Below are 18,286 nucleotides of genomic sequence, written 5' to 3'. Positions count from 1 at the left end.
GCGTCAGGCGATCAGTGCCAGTACCACTCCGCCGACCGCTGCCACGATGACAACCAACCAGGGCGGTGCCTTCCACGTCATCAGCAGGACGAAGCAGCCAAGCGCCAGCGCGAAATCGCTCAGGTCTCCGATGGCACTGGTGAATAGGGGTGAATAGAGCGCCGCACCGAGAATGCCGACGACGGCGGCGTTCGCGCCCTGCATCAGCGATTGGGCCGGTGCCACGGCATGTAACCGATCCCAGAACGGCAACACGCCGATCAGGATCAGGAAGCCGGGCAGGAACACGGCGAGAAGCGCGATGACCGCCCCGGCCAAGCCGTTGGGTTCTGGCCCCAGCATCGCGCCGAGATAGGCCGCAAAAGTGAACAGCGGCCCGGGCACCGCTTGCGCGGCACCATAGCCGACGGTAAATGCATCCGGAGTGACCCAGCCGGGCGCGACCACCTCGGACTGCAGGAGCGGCAGAACGACGTGCCCCCCACCGAACACCAGTGCTCCGGCGCGGTAGAAGCTGTCGATCACCGCCAGCGGCTGGCTTTGTCCTGCGACAAGCGGAAGCAGGACCAGACCCGCGAAGAAGGCGGTTGCCGCCGTGCCAGCGACCCTGTGCGAGACCGGCATCGCGACATGCCCCCCGACAGGCGTTCCCGAGCCGCGCCCCAGCACCATACCAGCAAGCGCGCCCACCAGGATCGCGCTGACCATCCCGATTGCGTGCGGCACGAACGCCAGCATGACGACCGCGCCGACAGCGATCGCGGCGCGCTCCCGGTCCGGGCAGAACGTCTTCGCCATTCCCCAGACGGCTTGGGCAACGATTGCCACCGCGACGATCTTGAGCCCGTTGAGGACCCCCGTTGCGATGGGGCCAGAGATGGCGACCGCCGTCATCGCGAAGAAGATCAGCAACAGCGCCGAAGGCAGCGTGAAGGCGGTGAAGGCTGCGAGCGCCCCGAGCCAGCCCGCGCGCATCAATCCCAATGCGAAACCCACCTGGGATGAGGCCGGTCCGGGCAGGAACTGGCACAGCGCTACGAGATTGGCATAGGCGTCATCGTTCAGCCATTTCCGCCGCGTGACCAACTCGTCGCGGAAATAGCCGAGATGCGCGATCGGTCCACCGAAGGAGGTCAGGCCGAGCTTGAAGAAGGCGGAGAATACCTCGCCTGGTGTGCCCTGCGCTGGTCGCGCCTCATCCGCTTGCGTACGTTCCCTCATTCCGCTCCTGTGCAATCCTCTCCGCTTCAACGGGGTTCTGCCGCAGAATTCACGCGGCGATCTTCGGCTTCATGGCAGGGGTGAGCCCGCCTATGCCTACGTTGGGGCGTTCGTCGTTGCAGGTCCATAGCCATTCGGTTGCGATCTGCTGCACCTGCTTGACGGTCTAACGATGTAAAGGTCGAGCCAGTCATGCCGGACTGTGCCCAGAAGTGGGCGTCGCCGCAGGTTTCCATTGCAGTGGCGCAGCGTGGAAGCTGGTCAAAAATGCCAGAGCCGCGTCCCTCCAAAGCTTCTTGTGCAGCATCGTGTGCCCGGAGGCATCAGTCCCATGCACCAGAAACACAATCTTCGTCAGATTGAGACTTATAGTGACAATCTCCGACATTATCGTCGCCGTTCGTGGAACCTCGCAGATCCACTCCCGGCACATCGAAGCCGTCGGGGGCAGTCAATTCACCAAAGCCTTTGCCGATCGTTCGGGAAGAACCGGCAGATTTTATTCCGCGGCCTCGGCCAGATCCTCGACCGGCGGGCAGGTGCAGACCAGGTGGCGGTCGCCATGGACATTGTCCACCCGGTTGACCGGCGGCCAGTACTTGTCCACCCGGAACGCGCCGGGCGGGAAGCAGGCCTGTTCGCGGGTGTAGGGCCGGTCCCAGTCGTTCACCAGATCCTCGACCGTGTGGGGGGCGCGTTTCAGCGGGTTGTTCTCGCGGTCGGCGCGGCCTTGCTCGATGGCGCGGATCTCCTCGCGGATCGCCAGCATCGCGGTGATGAAGCGGTCAAGCTCGGCCTTGGTCTCGCTTTCGGTGGGCTCGATCATCAGGGTCCCTGCGACCGGCCAGCTCATCGTCGGCGCGTGAAAGCCGCAATCGACCAGCCGCTTGGCGATGTCGTCCACGGTGATCCCGGCGCTCTCGGCGAAGGGGCGGGTGTCGATGATGCATTCATGCGCGACCCGGCCATTCCGGCCCTTGAAGAGCACGTCATAGGCACCCTCCAGCCGCCTGGCGATATAGTTGGCGTTCAGGATCGCGACCTTGGTGGCCTGGGTCAGCCCCGCGCCCCCCATCAGCAGGATATAGGCATAGCTGATCGGCAGGATCGAGGCCGAGCCGTGCATCGCCCCCGACACCGCCCCCGGCCCGCCGCGCAGCGGATCGCCCGGCAGGTGGGGGGCGAGATGCGCCTTGACCCCGATCGGGCCCATGCCTGGACCGCCGCCGCCATGGGGGATGCAGAAGGTCTTGTGCAGGTTCAGGTGGCTGACATCCGCCCCGATCTCGCCGGGTTTGACCAGCCCCACCAGCGCGTTCAGGTTCGCGCCGTCCAGGTAGACCTGCCCGCCAAAGCGGTGGGTGATCTCGCAGACCTCGCGCACGGTTTCCTCGAACACGCCATGGGTCGAGGGATAGGTGATCATGCAGGCCGCCAGGTTGTCGCCCGCGGCCTCGGCCTTGGCGCGGAAATCGGCAAGGTCGATATCGCCGGTCCCGGTCGCCTTGACCGCCACCACCTTCATCCCCGCCATCTGCGCCGAGGCGGGGTTGGTGCCATGCGCCGAGGTGGGGATAAGGCAGACATTGCGGTGCCCCTGTCCGTTCGCCCGGTGATAGGCGGCAATCGTCAGCAGCCCCGCATATTCGCCCTGCGCGCCCGAATTGGGCTGCATCGACATCGCGTCATAGCCGGTGATGAGACACAGCTTCTCGGCCAGATCGGCCAGCATCTCGGCATAGCCCTTCACCTGCTCGGCGGGCGCCAGCGGGTGAATGTTGGCGAATTCCGGCCAGGTGATCGGCATCATCTCGACCGCGGCGTTCAGCTTCATCGTGCAGGAGCCCAGCGGGATCATCGCCCGGTCCAGCGCCAGGTCGCGGTCGGCCAGACGGCGCATGTAGCGCATCATTTCCGTCTCGGCCCGGTTCATCTGGAAGACCGGGTGGGTCAGGTAGTCGGATGTGCGCAGCATCGCGTCGGGAAAGCGGTATTGCCCGTCGCCGCCCTCGTCCTTGCGGACGATTCCAAAGGCGCGCCACAGCGCCTCGATACTGGCGGGGCGGGTGGTCTCGTCCAGCGAAATCCCCAGCTTGGTCGCGCCCACCTTGCGCAGGTTGATCCGCTCGGCCTGCGCGGCCTTGAGGATCACGCCCTGCATCGGGCCGACCTCGACCGTGAAGGTGTCGAAGAAGTCCTGCGGGTCGACCTTGAACCCCGCCTCTTCCAGCCCGCGCGCGGTGCGCACCGCCTTGCGGTGGATGCGCTGGGCGATGGCGCGCAGCCCCTTCGGCCCATGGAACACCGCGTAGAACCCCGCGATCACCGCCAGCAGCGCCTGCGCGGTGCAGACATTCGATGTCGCCTTTTCGCGGCGGATATGCTGTTCGCGCGTCTGCAACGCCAGCCGATAGGCCTTGTGCCCGTGGGCATCGACCGAGACGCCGACGATGCGGCCCGGCATGGCGCGCTTGTAGGCCTCGCGGCAGGCCATATAGGCGGCATGCGGGCCGCCGAACCCCATCGGCACGCCGAAGCGCTGGGTCGAGCCCACGGCGATATCCGCCCCCATCGCGGCCGGTTCCTTGAGGATCACCAGCGCCATCGGATCGGCCACCACGATGCCCAGCGCGCCCGCGTCATGCAGCGCCGCGATGGGGCCGGTGAAGTCGTGCAGATGCCCGTAGGTGCCGGGATACTGGAAGATGCCCGCAAAGACGCGGGCCGGGTCCAGATCGGCAAAGGGATCGCCCACGATCACCTCGATCCCCAGCGGTTCGGCGCGGGTGCGGATCACCGCGATGTTCTGAGGGTGGCAGTTCTCGTCCACGAAGACCGCCCCCGCCTTCGACGTCGCCACGCGCTGGGCCATGGTCATCGCCTCGGCACAGGCCGTCGCCTCGTCCAGCAGCGAGGCATTGGCCACCTCCAGCCCCGTCAGGTCGCAGACCATGGTCTGGTAGTTCAGCAGCGCCTCCAGCCGACCCTGGCTGATTTCCGGCTGGTAGGGGGTGTAGGCGGTATACCAGGCCGGGTTTTCCAGGATGTTGCGCTGGATCGCGGGCGGCGTGACCGTGCCGTAATAGCCCTGTCCGATCAGCGTGGTGAAGGGGCGGTTCTTCTTGGCGATCTGGCGCATGAACCACAGCATCTCGCGTTCGGATTTCGGCTTGCCGAAGTCCAGCGGCTCGGCCTGGCGGATGCTGGCGGGCACGGTCTCGTCGATCAGCCCTTCAAGCGTGGACAGCCCCAGCACCTTCAGCATCTCGACCATTTCCTCGGGCGAGGGGCCGATATGGCGGCGGTTGGCGAAATCGTAGGGCAGGTAGGTGCTGGGGGAATAGGGCATGGGGCGTTCCGTCAGCCGATGAATTTCTTGTAGGCGGCTTCGTCCATCAGATCGTCGAGCGCCGACAGATCCTCGACCTTCATCTTGAAGAACCAAGCCTCGCCCAGCGGATCGTCATTGACGAGGCCGGGATTGTCGGAAAGCGCGGTGTTCACCTCGACGATCTCGCCATCCAGCGGCGCCAGGATGTCGGACGCCGCCTTGACGCTCTCGATCACCACGACCTCGTCATCCTTGGACACGGTCTTGCCCTCGTCGGGCAGGTCGACAAAGACGATGTCGCCCAGTTGCTCGGCGGCATGCTCGGTGATGCCGACGACGACCAGATCGTCCTCGACGCGCAGCCATTCATGTTCTTCGGTGTAATACATGGGGGTTCCTCAACGCTTGTAGTTCGGGTCTCTGAACGGCAGGGCGACGACATCGGCAGCCATCCGCCTGCCGCGCACCTCGCCCCAGACTGTGCGCCCTTTGTGGCCAAGATCAACGGGCAGATAGCCCATCGCCAGCGGCGCCTCGATCGACGGGCCGAAACCGCCCGATGTCACGATGCCGACCGGATCGGCGGCGTCTTCGGTCGCGAAAAGCGGCGTGCCCTCGCGCATCGGCGCGCGGGTCTGCGGGCGCAGGCCTATGCGCAGCCGCGCGGGGCCGTCGGCCAGTTCCCGCAGGATGCGGCCCGCACCCGGAAAACCGCCTTCGCGCGCCCCGCCTGCCCGCCGCGCGGTCTGGATCGCCCAGGACAGCCCCGCCTCGACGGGCGAGGTCGTGCTGTCGATATCATGGCCGTAAAGGCACAGCCCCGCCTCCAGCCGCAGGCTGTCGCGCGCACCAAGGCCGATGGGCTGGACCGCTTCATGGGCCAGCAGCGCACGCGCCAGCGCCTCGCACTTTGCCCCCTCGACCGAAATCTCGAACCCGTCCTCGCCGGTATAGCCTGACCGCGACAGCCAGAGCGGGCCGAACGCGCTGTCCAGCGTGGCCACATCCATGAAGCGCATCGCCGCAGCCCCCGGGGCGACCCCGTCCATCACCGACGTCGCCGCAGGCCCCTGAAGCGCCAGCAGGCCGCGGTCGGCCACCTCCTCGACCGCACATTCCCCGGCCAGATGCGCCCGCAGATGGGCGATATCGGCCCCCTTGCAGGCGGCATTCACGACAAGAAACAGGTGATCCCCGCGATTGGCCACCATCAGGTCGTCCAGAATCCCGCCCGCCGCATCGGTGAACATCGCATAGCGCTGCCGTCCCGGCGCAAGCCCCAGCAGATCGACCGGCACCAGCCGTTCCAGCGCAGCGGCAGCATCCGCCGCCTGACCCGAGGGCGCGCGCAGGATCACCTGGCCCATATGGCCGACATCGAACAGCCCCGCCGCGGCGCGGCAATGCAGATGCTCCTTCAGCACGCCGGGGGCGTATTGCACGGGCATCTCGTAGCCCGCGAAGGGCACCATCTTCGCGCCCAGTTCCAGATGAAGACCGTAAAGCGCGGTGCGCCTCAGTTCCGACATGTCGCCCCTTTCCGCCGGATGCAGCACGCATCCCGACACCGATTGCGGCCATCCCCGCGGGATGTCCGTTGCGATGCCCCCTCTGTCCCTTCGCCTGAGATCGCTATCCCTTCGGCGGACACCGGGCCGACCCCCCGTGCCTCTCTCCAGAGTTTCCGTGCCCATCCGCGGTCCTTGCGCCTGAGAGTTTACCGGGGCGGTTGCTCCTTCGGCACCGGCCACGGGGGCCGGATTCTCCCGGGATGGATGACGCGGACGCTAGATGAAGCGTCGCTTGCAGGCAAGAGCCCGCCGCCGCCAAGGGCGCCGCGCGATTTGCGCCTGCGGCCCCATGGCGCAAACGCCACGGCCAGGCATCCGGACGGCAAGGCCCGCGTTTTCCGCGCCCGCTACCGCCCCCGGATCCGCCGCAGATCCGACCTCAGCGCGGATTGCCGCGCCCGGAACCCCTCGGCATCGCCGAAATCGGTGAAATTGCCGTAGAGCGCGTGCGGATCGGCGACCCGCCGGGCATGCTTGATCGGGCACCAGTATTGCTCGGTCCGCGCCGCGACCTCCCGGGCCAGCGCCAGCACCCCGTTGGCATAGCCGCAATAGATGCAGTTCAGCTTCTGCAACCCGTTCAGATAGGCCAGCTGATGGCGGTCGATCACCACATGATCGCCCCGGCGCACCTTGTCGATGCCATAGACCGGGAAACAGATCGCCTGATAGATCGCAACGAACAGGTCCAGCAGCACGACCGGCAGGATCAGCGCATAGATCACCGGCGCGGTCAGGATGAACAGCGGCCGCGGGCTGGCCAGAAAGCCCAGCAGGCTGACCCGCAGCGCCCGGTGGCGGGCCAGCACCTCCTCCTCGAAGCGGGCACGCCCGGCCACCAGGCGGTAACGGAACTCTGCCCGCTTCTCCTCCAGTTCATCCTGAAGGCCCTGCTGCAATTCGCGGATCCGGGCCAGCAGGGTATCGACGGTCTGGGACATGGCGCGCGCCTCCTGCGGCCGAGTTGACCACGAAGGGTCCCGCGCGCCAAGCCCCGCGGCCGGTCAGCCGATCGAGACCAGCTCGATCTCGAAGGTCAGATCCTCGCCCGCCAGCGGGTGATTGGCGTCAAGCACCACCGCCTCGTCGCTCACCTCGGCGACGGTCACCGCCACGACCTGTCCATCGGGCGTCTGCAATTGCAGCCGGGTGCCGATCTCCAGCGGGATTTCCGCGGGCACCTGGGCGCGCGGGATCGCCTGGCGCGCACCGGGATTGCGTTCGCCATAGGCTTCGGCGCAGGGCACCTCGACCGTCTTGCTGTCCCCCGCGCGCATGCCCGGCAGCGCGGTGTCCAGCCCGGGAATGATCTCGCCCGACCCCACGGTGAATTCCAGCGGGTCGCGGCCTTCGGACGAGTCGAAGGTGGTGCCGTCGGCCAGCGTGCCGGTGTAATGGATGCGGACCTTGTCGCCCGGTTTGACCTCGGTCATGGGTCTCTCCTTCGCTTGTCTGTCGGGGGAACGGGTTTGCCGAGGCCGCGCGATCGGCACGGGTGCTCGGGTCGTGACCCGAACCTGAAGGGACGCCTCCCCGATGTAAAGCGCCGCGATGCCTCAGCCCATGCGCGCGGGCGTCATCGATCCCAGCGCCGCTCCGGTCGGATCGCGCAGGATGGCGATCTGTCCCACGCCCTCGATCCGAAAGGGCTCGCGGATCACGCCGCCGCCCTGGGCGCGGGTCTGCTCCAGCGCGCGGGGCAGGTCGGAGACCGCGAAATAGCTGAACCAGTGCGGCGGCACGTCCTCCATGCCGGGCAGATCGCCCAGATCCATGACCCCCACGACCGGCTGCCCGGCGCGAAAGCCCACCTGGTAGACGCCCGCGCCCATCGGCATCGGCTCGAAATACCAGCCGCAGACGGCCTTGTAATAGGCCAGTGCGCCGGGCACGTCGCGGGTCATCAGTTCGGTCCACCAGACCTTGCCGTGATCTTGTGACATCGCGGTCTCCTTCCTGTGGCAGCATCCTACCCGATTCCCGTGACATCCCGCTGCGGCGCGTCCGCACCCTTTTCCCCCGCCCGGCTCTGTGCCAGTCTCGCCCCCGAGGAGGACCCCATGGCCATCACCACCTGCATCTTCGATGCCTATGGCACGTTGTTCGACGTGACCGCCGCCGCGCGCGAAGCGGCCAGCGCGCCGGGCTGCGAACGGCTCGCCGGTCTCTGGGTGCGGCTGGCCGAGGACTGGCGGCGCAAGCAGCTCGAATACACCTGGCTGCGCGCCATCACCGGGGCGCATGCCGATTTCTGGCAGGTCACGCAGGACGGGCTGGACTGGGCGATGGAGGCCCACGGCCTGCAGGGCGATGCAAGGCTGCGCGCCCGCCTGCTCGACCTCTACCGCGCGCTGTCGCCCTATCCCGAGGTGTCCGCCATGCTGACCGCGCTGAAACAGGCGGGCAAGGCCACCGCCATCCTGTCGAACGGCGCGCCCGGCATGCTGGCCAGCGCGGTGGCCTCGGCCGGGATCGGCGCGGTGCTCGACGACGTGCTCTCGGTCGAGAGCGTCGGCATCTTCAAGCCGCACCCGTCCGTCTATGACCTTGTCGGCCAGCGGTTCGGCACGGCCCCGGACCAGGTGCTTTTCGTCTCCTCCAACGGCTGGGATGCCGCGGCCGGTGCCGGTTACGGCTTCGTGACCGCCTGGGTCAACCGCACGGGCGCCCCGGTCGACCGGATGCCCTGGCGACCGGCCCATGTCCTGCCCGACCTGACCGGCATCCCGGCATTGGCAAGGGGCGCATGATGCAGCTTTTCGCCGCCGATGACGGGCTGATGCTGGCCTATGACGACCAGGGCGCGGGCACGCCGCTGCTGTGCCTTGCGGGCCTGACGCGCAACATGGATGATTTCGAGCCGGTCCTGGACCATTTCGCCGACAGCGCCCGGGTGATCCGCCTCGACATGCGCGGGCGCGGCCGGTCCGGCCATGATCCCGACTTCATGAATTACAACCTGATCCGGGAGGGCCGGGACGCGCTGGCGCTGCTCGACCATCTCGGGCTTGAAAGGGCCGCGATCCTGGGCACCTCGCGCGGCGGGCTGATCGCGATGGTGCTGGCGATGGGCCATCGCGACCGGCTGCTGGGCGTCTGTCTCAACGATATCGGCCCGCTGGTCGATCCCCGGGGGCTGGCCTATATCATGGGCTATCTCGGCAAACGCCCCGGCCTTGCCGATTTCGACGCGGCCGCAGAGCGGCTTGAGACGACGATGCAGGACCGGTTTCCCGGCGTCTCGCGCGCGACCTGGCGCGAACATGCCAGGCGGGTCTGGGACGAGGCGCCCGACGGACTTGCGCTGCGCTACGACCCGCGGCTGCGCAACGCGGTGTCCGAAGCATCCGCAACCGACGCCTTGCCCGATCTGTGGCCGATGTTCGATGCGCTCGCGGGCCTGCCGGTCGCGCTGATCCGGGGGGCCAATTCCGACATCCTGTCCGCCGAGACCGCGGCCGAGATGCGCCGCCGCCGCCCCGACATGATCTTCGCCGAGGTGGCGGATCGCGGCCATGTGCCCTTCCTCGACGAACCCGAAAGCCTGGCCGCGATCCGCGCCTTCCTGAAGGCCGTGGCGTGAACATCGCGATGATCGAGGCCGCGGCAGCACGCCTTGCGGGCCATGTGCGCGAAACGCCGCTGCTATCCGCGCCCGGGCTGGACCGGATCGCCGGGCGCCGCGTGCTGCTCAAGGCCGAGTGCCTGCAACATGTCGGCAGCTTCAAGGCGCGCGGCGGCTGGGCGGCGGTCTCGGCGCTGGATGCGGGGGCGCGCGGCGTGATCGCCCTGTCCTCGGGCAACCATGCGCAGGGCGTGGCCCGCGCCGCGGCCGCGTTCGGGCTGCCCGCGGTGATCGTGATGCCCGCCGACGCGCCCGCTCCCAAGATCGCGAACACCCGCGCGCTGGGCGCCGAGGTGGTGCTGCATGACCGCGCCACCGAAGACCGCGAGGCGCTTGCGGCCGGGATCGCGGACGCGCGGGGGCTGACGCTGATCCGGCCCTTCGACGATCCGCAGGTGATCGCGGGGCAGGGCACGGCCGGGCTGGAACTGGCCGCGCAGGCCGCCGCGGCAGGCGTGACGCAGGCCGATGTGCTGATCCCCTGCGGCGGCGGCGGGCTGACCGCGGGCGTCGCGCTGGCGCTCGCGGCGCGCGCGCCGGGGCTACGGGGCCGCCCCGTGGAGCCCGAGGGCTTCGACGACACCGCCCGGTCCCTGGCCTCGGGCCGGATCGAGGTGAACGACGCCCGCGCGGGCGCGCTTTGCGACGCGATCCTGACACCCAGCCCGGGGCGGATCACCTTCCCGATCATGGCGCGGCTCTGCGGCCCCGGACTTGTCGTGACCGAGGACGAGGCCCTGCGCGCCATGGCCGCCGCCTTCGAGCATCTGAAGATCGTGCTCGAACCCGGCGGCGCGGTCGCGCTGGCCGCCTCATTGTTCCATGGCGACGCGGTGACAGGCGACGCGGTGATCGTGATCGGATCGGGCGGCAATGTGGCGGCCGAAACCTTCCGGATGGCGCTTCGCCAAAGCGGAGAGATGCAATGACGACTTTCAGAATCGCAACATTCAACGCCCAGAACCTGATCGGGCCGGATCAGGAATACCAGCGGTTCGAGCGTTATTCCCCAGAGGATTACGCCGCCAAGCGGGACTGGATGGCGGATCAGTTGAACCGCATGGATTCCGACATTCTGGCGTTCCAGGAAATCATCGACCCCGAGGCCCTGCGCGAGGTCATCGCCGAGGCCGATGCGCGCGCCCCCCATCGCCGCCCCTATGCCGAGGCCGATCTGGCCTTTGCCCCCAACCTCGCCGATTCCGGACCGGGCGAGCGGCGGCCGGGGCTGGCGATCCTGTCGCGCTTCGGCTTTGCCGGGCAGCCGGTCTCGATCCAGCGGCTCGACCCGCCGCTGGAGATCCCGTTCAACCATCTGGGCGGCGGCGATGCGGGCCAGTATGTCCTGAACCGGCTGACGCGCCCGATCCTGAAGGTGCGCGTGCCCGTCGGTAGCCAAGTGCTGACCGTCTTCAACCTGCATCTCAGATCGCGCATGGGCGAATTCGTCCGCCCCAGGGGCGCGCGCTTTTCGCCCGAGGTGGACCTGTCGCATTACGACGCCCCGGGCCGGGCGCTGGGCCTCCTGCGCGCCTCGCTGCGCCGGATGGCCGAGGCCTGGGTGCTGCGCAAGCTGGTGGTCGACGAACTTGAGGCCGGCAACCCCGTCGCGGTGCTGGGGGATCTGAACGCCACCCCGCAATCGGCCACGCAACAGATCATCGCGGGCGAACGGCCCTTCACCGATTACACCTGGCTGCGCCGCCACGACGCGAAATCGGCGGACGACCTTTATTCCGAGGCCGAAGCGGCCGCGATAACCGAAGCCGTCGAACGGGTCCGACTGCATTCGGCCGAGCGGCTCTTCATCCGTAAATCCCTGCGCGACATGGCCTATACCAACGCCTTCGGCGGCGTCTTCGAATCCTTCGACGCGATCCTCCTGTCGCGCCATTTCCACCCCGACTGGCCCGGCCGCATCGGCGAGATGACCCATTTCGGCGTCTATAACGACCACATCACCGACGGCACCCATCCCGAGGCGCCGGGCAATATCCGCGCCTCGGATCACGGCCAGATCATGGCGCATGTCCGGCTGGTCTGATTGACGCCCCCCGGCGCGCGGGCCATGCTGCGCCGCGGCCGGACAGGACAGGAGGTGCCGATGCGGATTGCCGATCTGGGCGACGTGGCCCTGCATTTCCGCGAGGATGGCGACCCGGACGGCGCGCCGGTGGTCTTCGCGAATGCGCTGGGCACCGATCTGCGCATCTGGGACGAGGTGGTGGCGCTGCTGCCCGCGGGCCTGCGTGCGATCCGCTACGACATGCGCGGGCACGGTCTGTCCGCCTGCCCGCCGGGGCCTTATTCCATGGGCGCGCTGGTGCGCGATGCCGAGCGGCTGCTGGAGTTTCTCGGCGTGACCGACTGCGTCTTCGTCGGCCTCTCGATCGGCGGGATGGTGGCGCAGGGGCTGGCGGTCAAGCGGCTGGATCAGGTGCGCGCGCTGGTGCTGTCGAACAGCGCGGCCAAGATCGGCACGCCCGCGATCTGGGCCGAGCGCATGGCGGCCATCCGCGCGGGCGGGATCGCGGCGCTGGCCGATGCCACGATGGAGCGCTGGTTCGCGCGCCCCTACCGCGAAAGCCCCGATTGCGCGCTCTGGCGCCACATGCTGACACGCCAGCCGGTCGAGGGCTATCTGGGCTGCTGCGCGGCGATCTCGGGCACGGATTTCTACACGCCGACCTCGGGGCTGAGCCTGCCGACCCTCGCCATCGCGGGCAGCGCGGACGGCTCGACGCCGCCCGATCTGGTGCGCGAGACGGCGGCGCTGATCAAGGGCTCGCGGTTCCAGCTGATCCGCGGCGCGGGCCATCTGCCCTGCGTCGAGAAACCCGGCGAATATGCCGAGATCCTCACCGCATTCCTCAAGGAGACAGGCCATGTCTGACCGCTCCGACGCCGCGCAGGCCTGCGCCAGACTTTCACTTTTCCAACATTTCGAGGGGTCAAACACCCCTTGTTGGGCCTGATCATGGCAGAATTCCTGCTTGTCCACGGCTCGAACCACGGCGCCTGGTGCTGGCGTGACATCCTGCCCCGGCTTCACGCGGCGGGCCACGGGGCACGCGCGCTCGACCTGCCGTCGGCGGGGTCGGACCCGACGCCGCCCGAGTCCGTGACGCTGGCCGCCTGTCGCGACGCGGTGCTGGCGGCGCTTGATGGCCCGACGATCCTCGTCGGCCATTCGCTGGGCGGCATCACGATCACCGCAGCGGCCGCCGCCGCGCCCGAGCGGATCGCGGCCCTCGTCTTTCTGGCCGCATGGGCGCCGCGGGAGGGCGAGTCCGCGCGCGATCTGAGGGCGCGCCATGGCTGCGCGAACCTGATGGCGGCGATGCGGCTGAGCCCCGACCGCAAGACCTCGACCTTCCGCGACGAGACGCTGGACACCTATTTCTACCATGACTGCCCGCCCGGCACGGCGGATTATGCCCGCGCCCGCCTGACCCCGCAGCCGACCGCACCTGGCACCGAACCGGCCGCCGCCCTGCCGCCCGGTCTGGAATGCCACTACATCCGCTGCACCGCCGACCGCATCATCCCGCCCGAGGCCCAGCGCGACATGACCCGGGACTGGCCAATCGCCCATCTCCATGACATGGAGTGCGGCCACTCGCCCTTCTTCGCCCAGCCCGACAGACTGGCCGACATTCTGAACCGGATTGCCGAAACGACATGACAAAACCCTGCATCATCTGCGTCGCCATCACCGGATCCGTCCCCCGCAAGGAGGACAACCCGGCGGTTCCCATCACCGTCGCCGAACAGGTCGAAAGCATCCACGAAAGCTTCGAGGCGGGCGCGGCCATCGCGCATTGCCATGTCCGCAACGACGACCAGACGCCGACCTCGGACCCCGAGCGTTTCGCCCGCCTGATGGAGGGCATCCACAAGCATTGCCCCGGCATGATCGTGCAATTGTCCACCGGCGGCCGCTCCGGCGCGGGCGCGGCGCGCGCCGGGATGCTGCCGCTGCGCCCCGACATGGCCTCGCTGGCGGCCGGCTCCAACAATTTTCCAACACGGGTCTACGAGAATCCGCCCGATTTGGTCGATTTCCTGGCCTCGGAAATGCACAAATACGATGTGAAGCCGGAAATCGAGGCTTTCGACCTGTCCCATATCTTCCAGGCCGTGAAGATGACCGGGGACGGGCGACTGGCCAGACCGCTTTACGTCCAGTTCGTGATGGGCGTGAAGAACGCGATGCCCGCCGACAGGCCCGGTTTCGATTTCTACATCGAGACGCTGAAGCGGCTCGCCCCCGATGCCGAATGGTGCGGCGCGGGCATCGGGCGGCACCAGATCGAGGTGAATGAATGGTCCATCGCCGCCGGTGGCCATACCCGCACGGGGCTCGAGGACAATGTGCGGCTGGACCGCGACCGGCTTGCCCCCTCGAACGCCGCGCTGGTGCGCCGGGCGGTCGAGCTTTGCGAGAAATACCACCGCCCCGTCGCCACCTGGGCCGAGGCACGCGCGATCCTGGGTCTTCGGCCCGGCTGAGACCCGCGCAAAACGCTTTGCCGCGCGCGCCCTCACGGCTAAGCCTTTGTCATCCAACGCCCGGACGCGCGCCCCATGAGCCAGCCCAAGACCCGCCTGCCGATCATCTTCATCCTGGTCACGCTGATCCTCGATGCCATCGGGATCGGGCTGATCCTGCCGGTGATGCCCGACCTGATCCGCGATATCGAGGGCGTGGGCCTGTCGGATGCCGCGATCTGGGGCGGCATCCTCGCCACCTCGTTCGCGGTGATGCAGTTCCTGTGCGGCCCGCTGGTCGGCAACCTGTCGGACCGCTACGGGCGGCGGCCGGTCCTGCTGATCTCGCTCGCCACGATGGCGCTGGATTATGTGGTGATGGCGCTGGCGGGCTCGATCTGGCTGTTGTTCGCGGCCCGCATCGTGGGCGGGATCACCGCCGCCACGCAGGCGACCGCGGGCGCCTTCATCGCCGATATCTCGCCCCCCGAACGCAAGGCCGCGCGCTTCGGGCTGGTGGGCGCGACCTTCGGCATCGGCTTTGTCCTTGGCCCGCTGATCGGCGGTTTCCTGGGCGAACTTGGCCCCCGCGCGCCGTTCTGGGCCGCCGCCGGGCTGGCCACGGCCAACCTGATCTTCGGGTATTTCGTGCTGCCCGAAACCGTGACCGACCGCATCCGCCGCCCGTTCGACTGGCGCCGCGCGAACCCGCTGGGCGCCTTCCGCGAGATGGGGCGGCTGCCCGGGGTGCGGCCGCTGCTGACGCTGTTCTTCCTCTATGAATGCGCGATGTTCATCTATCCCGCGATCTGGGCCTATTTCACCCAGTATCGCTTTGGCTGGTCGACCGGCACGATCGGCATTTCGCTGGCGATGTTCGGCATCGGCATCGCCGCGGTGCAGGGCGGGCTGATCCGGGTGATCCTGCGGGTGCTGGGCGAACGCGGCACCGTCTGGTACGGGCTTTCGTACAATTTCCTGGCCTTCCTCATCATCGGCCTTGTCGACAATTCGACCGCGATCCTTCTGATGACGCCGCTTCTGGCGCTGGGGGCGGTGGTCACGCCCGCGATCCTGGGGCTGATGTCCAGGGCCGCGCAGGACAACCAGCAGGGCGAGTTGCAGGGGGCGATTTCCTCGACCCGCTCGGTCGCGATGATCCTCTCGCCCATCGCGATGACGCAGATCTTCGCCGCCTTCACCCGCGAGGGCGCGCCCCTGATCCTGCCCGGCGCGCCGTTCCTGCTGGCGGCCAGCCTGATGATCGCCTGCGCCCTTGTCTTCGTCGCGCGACGCGACTGCCGCGCCCCCGCCTGAGCCCCAGGGAGACGCCCATGCGCCCGATCAAAGCCGCCATCTGCCGCGCCTTCGGCGCCCCCCTGACCATCGAGACCCTGCACCTGCGCCCGCCGGGGCCGGGCGAGGTCGAGGTCACGCTGGGCGCGGTCGCGATCTGCCATTCCGACATCTCGATGGCCGAGGGCGCCTGGAACCAGAGCCTGCCCGCCGTCTACGGGCACGAGGCCGCGGGCCATGTCGCCGCCATCGGGCCGGGTGTCACGGGGGTTGCGCCGGGCGACAGGGTGCTGGTCACGCTGATCCGCGCCTGCGGCCGCTGCCCCACCTGCGCCGGGGGGCACCCGACGATCTGCCGCACGAAACCGGGCGATGGCGACACGCCGCTTTTCACCGCTTCGGGCGAGCCCGTGCATCAGGGGCTGGATACCGGCGCCTTTGCCGAGGCGGTGGTGGTCCATCACAGCCAGCTTGCCCCGATCCCGGCCGACATGGCGCTGGATGCGGCCTCGCTGATCTCCTGCGGGGTCATCACGGGGCTGGGCGCGGCGGTCAATACCGCCCGCGTGCGGCCCGGCGAAACCGTGGTGGTGATCGGCGCGGGCGGCGTGGGGCTGAATGCGATCCAGGGCGCGCGGCTGGCGGGCGCCGCCCGGATCATCGCCATCGACATGCGCGCGGACAAGCTGGAGGCCGCGCGGGAATTCGGCGCGACCGACGGCGTTCTGGCCACCGGCGACAAGCCCTGGCGCGCGGCCCGCCAGATCGCGGGCCGTGCCGCCGACGCGGTGCTGGTCGCGGTCGGCAGCCCCGCGGCCTATGACAGCGCCCCGCGCTACCTTGCCCCCGGCGGGCGGCTGGTGATGTTGGGCATGCCCCATTCCGGCCAGACGGCGCGCTATGAACCGATGTCGATTGCCCTTCTGGGGCAGGAACTGCGCGGCTCGATGATGGGCGACACGGTGCTGGCCCGCGACATCCCGTGGATCGTGGATCTTTACCGCCAGGGCCGGATCCGGCTGGACGAGCTGATCTCGGGGCGCTGGCGGCTGGACGAGATCAACGCGGCCATCGCCGACACGAAAACCGGCGCGGCGCGGCGCAACGTGATCCTGTTCTGACATCCCGGCCTCGGCCCGGTTTGTCACCTGTCCTTCAAATTGCTGTTACGCGCGGACGATAGCCCGCGGGCATTTACAATTCGAAGGACCTGACATGACCCGAATTCTGTTCCTGACCACCGCCACGCTTGGACTTGTCGCGCTGACGCCCGCGGCCCAGGCCTGCACGCTGTCGGCCCTGACGCTGACCTGCGCGGACGGCACCACCTCGACTGACCAGCGCTGGGATCAGGCTGGTCTGAACATTCATGTCGAAAGCGGCGCAACCGTGTCCTCGACCGGCGCGGCGACGCCTGCCTTCCGGTTCGGCGGCGACGATATCACGCTGACCAATGGCGGGCTGATCCAGAATCCGAATACCGCGGACAACAATTCGAACAACGCGATCGAGGTGCGCGGCACGAACCAGACCTATATCAACAATGGCACGATCTCGGGCGGCGACCGGGGCATCCACAGCCGGGGCGGCGATGGCGGGCTGACCGTGATCAATGCCGAGGGCGCGCTGATCGAGTCCCGCCGCCAGGCGGTGCGCGGCGGCGAGGATTATCCGGGCACGACCGTCATCAATGATGGCGTGATCCGTTCGACCGACGGCCGGGCGCTTCAGATCCGCGGCCAGGGCTCGACCGTCATCAACAATGGCGCGCTTTACGGCGGCGAGGAAGTGGTCGAGGCGCGCGACGATTTCACCATCATCAATCACGGCCTGATCCAGATCGACGAGACCGTGGCCGACGAGGATGGCGTGCAGTTCGCCTCGGGCCGGGCCGAGAATTACGGCCGCATCGTCGGCACCGACGACGCGATCGACCTGGACGAGGGCGAGGTCTACAACGCCCCTGGCGGTGTCCTGCTGTCGCTGGGGCCCGATGACGACCCCAACAAGGCCGCCATCGACCTCGACGGCGAATTCGACAACAGCCGCGACCCGCTGCGCCCCGCCGGGTCGGTGCGGATCGTCAACGAAGGCTACATGGAAGGCGCGCGCGCCATTTCGGCCGCCTATGACCCGACCCTGCCCGACGACCATGTCAGCCAGGCGCGCCAATCGGTCGAGATCGTCAATTCCGGCACGATGGTCGGGCGCGGCGGCATCGCCATCGGCCTTGCCCCGACGCAGGGCGACAGCCAACTGACGCTGATGGGCGAAAGCCGTCTTTACGGCGATGTCCTGTTCGGCGCGGGCGACGACCTGCTCGGCATCGGCACGCTGACCTCCGACCTGCTGATCGCGGGGCTGTTCGACGGCGGCGCGGGCGAGAATACCGTCAGCCTCATGTCCTACATGCTGACCGACGTGCTGGGCTTCGAGGCGGTCGATGACGACACCTACATGCTGCGGCTGATGACCGGGCAGGGCGAACTGGCGGGCGGCTTCCGCAACTGGCAGGACTGGCTGTTCGCCGATGGCACCCGGCTGAGCACGGCCGAATTCGCCGCCGCCCTCGCGCCCGCCCCGGTGCCGCTGCCGGCGGGCCTGCCGCTGCTGCTGGCCGGGCTTGCGGGTTTCGGCGCGCTGCGGCTGCGCGCCCGGGGCTGAGGCGCACGAAAGACGACAGACCGGCGCCCCCGGGCGCCGGTTTCCCTATGCGGGTGGGGCCATGACTTGCTCCGCGGGCTGCCCTTC

The 18,286-nt window shown here is 68.4% G+C and carries 17 protein-coding genes, 1 pseudogene and 2 riboswitches; of the genes and pseudogenes, 10 read left to right on the top strand and 8 right to left on the bottom strand.

Annotated elements, in window-relative coordinates:
- Window positions 1–3 precede the first annotated feature (3 nt).
- From chrA to EV216_RS01060, 8 genes and pseudogenes are all read right to left on the bottom strand, one after another.
- Window positions 4–1,221: a chromate efflux transporter gene (gene chrA / locus EV216_RS01095; protein WP_132693200.1), complete on the bottom strand. Its 1,218-nt coding sequence runs from the start codon at window positions 1,219–1,221 to the stop codon at window positions 4–6.
- Window positions 1,222–1,270: 49 nt separating this feature from the next.
- Window positions 1,271–1,425 (bottom strand): annotated as a pseudogene (locus EV216_RS01090) (integrase core domain-containing protein); the annotation flags it as partial.
- Window positions 1,426–1,720: 295 nt separating this feature from the next.
- On the bottom strand, window positions 1,721–4,570 hold the full coding sequence (gene gcvP, locus EV216_RS01085; protein WP_132693199.1) for an aminomethyl-transferring glycine dehydrogenase: 2,850 nt from the start codon (window positions 4,568–4,570) through the stop codon (window positions 1,721–1,723).
- A gap of 11 nt (window positions 4,571–4,581) precedes the next feature.
- Window positions 4,582–4,941, bottom strand: coding sequence for a glycine cleavage system protein GcvH (gene gcvH / locus EV216_RS01080; protein WP_132693198.1), 360 nt, complete (start codon window positions 4,939–4,941; stop codon window positions 4,582–4,584).
- A 9-nt stretch (window positions 4,942–4,950) separates the two neighbouring features.
- Window positions 4,951–6,081 carry a glycine cleavage system aminomethyltransferase GcvT gene (gene gcvT, locus EV216_RS01075; RefSeq protein ID WP_132693197.1) on the bottom strand — a complete coding sequence of 377 codons (1,131 nt, stop codon included), beginning with the start codon at window positions 6,079–6,081 and terminating at the stop codon, window positions 4,951–4,953.
- Window positions 6,082–6,153: 72 nt separating this feature from the next.
- A riboswitch (glycine riboswitch) is annotated at window positions 6,154–6,239 on the bottom strand.
- A riboswitch (glycine riboswitch) is annotated at window positions 6,240–6,331 on the bottom strand.
- Between the two features lie 139 nt (window positions 6,332–6,470).
- A complete protein-coding gene (locus tag EV216_RS01070; protein WP_132693196.1) occupies window positions 6,471–7,064 on the bottom strand; it encodes a hypothetical protein in 594 nt (197 codons plus the stop codon).
- Between the two features lie 63 nt (window positions 7,065–7,127).
- On the bottom strand, window positions 7,128–7,556 hold the full coding sequence (locus EV216_RS01065) for an FKBP-type peptidyl-prolyl cis-trans isomerase (RefSeq protein ID WP_132693195.1): 429 nt from the start codon (window positions 7,554–7,556) through the stop codon (window positions 7,128–7,130).
- Between the two features lie 123 nt (window positions 7,557–7,679).
- Complete coding sequence (locus tag EV216_RS01060) at window positions 7,680–8,066, bottom strand: VOC family protein (RefSeq protein WP_132693194.1); 387 nt, start codon at window positions 8,064–8,066, stop codon at window positions 7,680–7,682.
- A gap of 117 nt (window positions 8,067–8,183) precedes the next feature.
- On the opposite strand from EV216_RS01060, the gene EV216_RS01055 reads away from it, so the two are divergent.
- The 10 genes from EV216_RS01055 to EV216_RS18445 all read left to right on the top strand — a co-directional run bounded on the left by EV216_RS01055 (window position 8,184) and on the right by EV216_RS18445 (window position 18,199).
- Window positions 8,184–8,873, top strand: a complete 690-nt coding sequence (locus EV216_RS01055; protein WP_132693193.1) for a haloacid dehalogenase type II — start codon at window positions 8,184–8,186, stop codon at window positions 8,871–8,873.
- Window positions 8,873–9,706 carry an alpha/beta fold hydrolase gene (locus EV216_RS01050; protein ID WP_132693192.1) on the top strand — a complete coding sequence of 278 codons (834 nt, stop codon included), beginning with the start codon at window positions 8,873–8,875 and terminating at the stop codon, window positions 9,704–9,706. Before EV216_RS01055 ends, EV216_RS01050 begins: the two co-directional genes overlap by 1 nt.
- 8 nt (window positions 9,707–9,714) lie before the next feature.
- Window positions 9,715–10,677: a threonine ammonia-lyase gene (locus EV216_RS01045; RefSeq protein WP_132693231.1), complete on the top strand. Its 963-nt coding sequence runs from the start codon at window positions 9,715–9,717 to the stop codon at window positions 10,675–10,677.
- Window positions 10,674–11,792 carry an endonuclease/exonuclease/phosphatase family protein gene (locus tag EV216_RS01040; protein WP_132693191.1) on the top strand — a complete coding sequence of 373 codons (1,119 nt, stop codon included), beginning with the start codon at window positions 10,674–10,676 and terminating at the stop codon, window positions 11,790–11,792. Before EV216_RS01045 ends, EV216_RS01040 begins: the two co-directional genes overlap by 4 nt.
- A gap of 60 nt (window positions 11,793–11,852) precedes the next feature.
- Window positions 11,853–12,641 carry a 3-oxoadipate enol-lactonase gene (gene pcaD, locus EV216_RS01035; protein WP_132693230.1) on the top strand — a complete coding sequence of 263 codons (789 nt, stop codon included), beginning with the start codon at window positions 11,853–11,855 and terminating at the stop codon, window positions 12,639–12,641.
- A gap of 84 nt (window positions 12,642–12,725) precedes the next feature.
- The gene (locus tag EV216_RS01030) at window positions 12,726–13,433 is read left to right on the top strand and encodes an alpha/beta fold hydrolase (RefSeq protein WP_132693190.1); all 708 of its coding nucleotides are present in this window, start codon (window positions 12,726–12,728) and stop codon (window positions 13,431–13,433) included.
- Window positions 13,430–14,260 (top strand): 3-oxoadipate:acetyl-CoA acetyltransferase, encoded by an 831-nt coding sequence (locus EV216_RS01025; RefSeq protein WP_132693189.1) that lies wholly within the window; start codon window positions 13,430–13,432, stop codon window positions 14,258–14,260. The genes EV216_RS01030 and EV216_RS01025 overlap by 4 nt, the downstream gene beginning before the upstream one ends.
- Before the next feature lie 75 nt (window positions 14,261–14,335).
- Complete coding sequence (locus EV216_RS01020; protein WP_132693188.1) at window positions 14,336–15,556, top strand: TCR/Tet family MFS transporter; 1,221 nt, start codon at window positions 14,336–14,338, stop codon at window positions 15,554–15,556.
- Between the two features lie 17 nt (window positions 15,557–15,573).
- Window positions 15,574–16,656 carry a Zn-dependent alcohol dehydrogenase gene (locus EV216_RS01015; RefSeq protein WP_132693187.1) on the top strand — a complete coding sequence of 361 codons (1,083 nt, stop codon included), beginning with the start codon at window positions 15,574–15,576 and terminating at the stop codon, window positions 16,654–16,656.
- Window positions 16,657–16,750: 94 nt separating this feature from the next.
- Entirely contained in the window at window positions 16,751–18,199 is a 1,449-nt protein-coding gene (locus EV216_RS18445; RefSeq protein WP_207893957.1) for a hypothetical protein, read from the top strand.
- The last annotated feature ends 87 nt before the right edge of the window (window positions 18,200–18,286 follow it).

It is taken from the genome of Rhodovulum steppense, from assembly GCF_004339675.1.
Taxonomy (GTDB): domain Bacteria; phylum Pseudomonadota; class Alphaproteobacteria; order Rhodobacterales; family Rhodobacteraceae; genus Rhodovulum; species Rhodovulum steppense.
The sequence above is the reverse complement of the archived record's forward strand: the minus strand, read 5'-3'. Positions and strand labels throughout refer to the sequence as shown.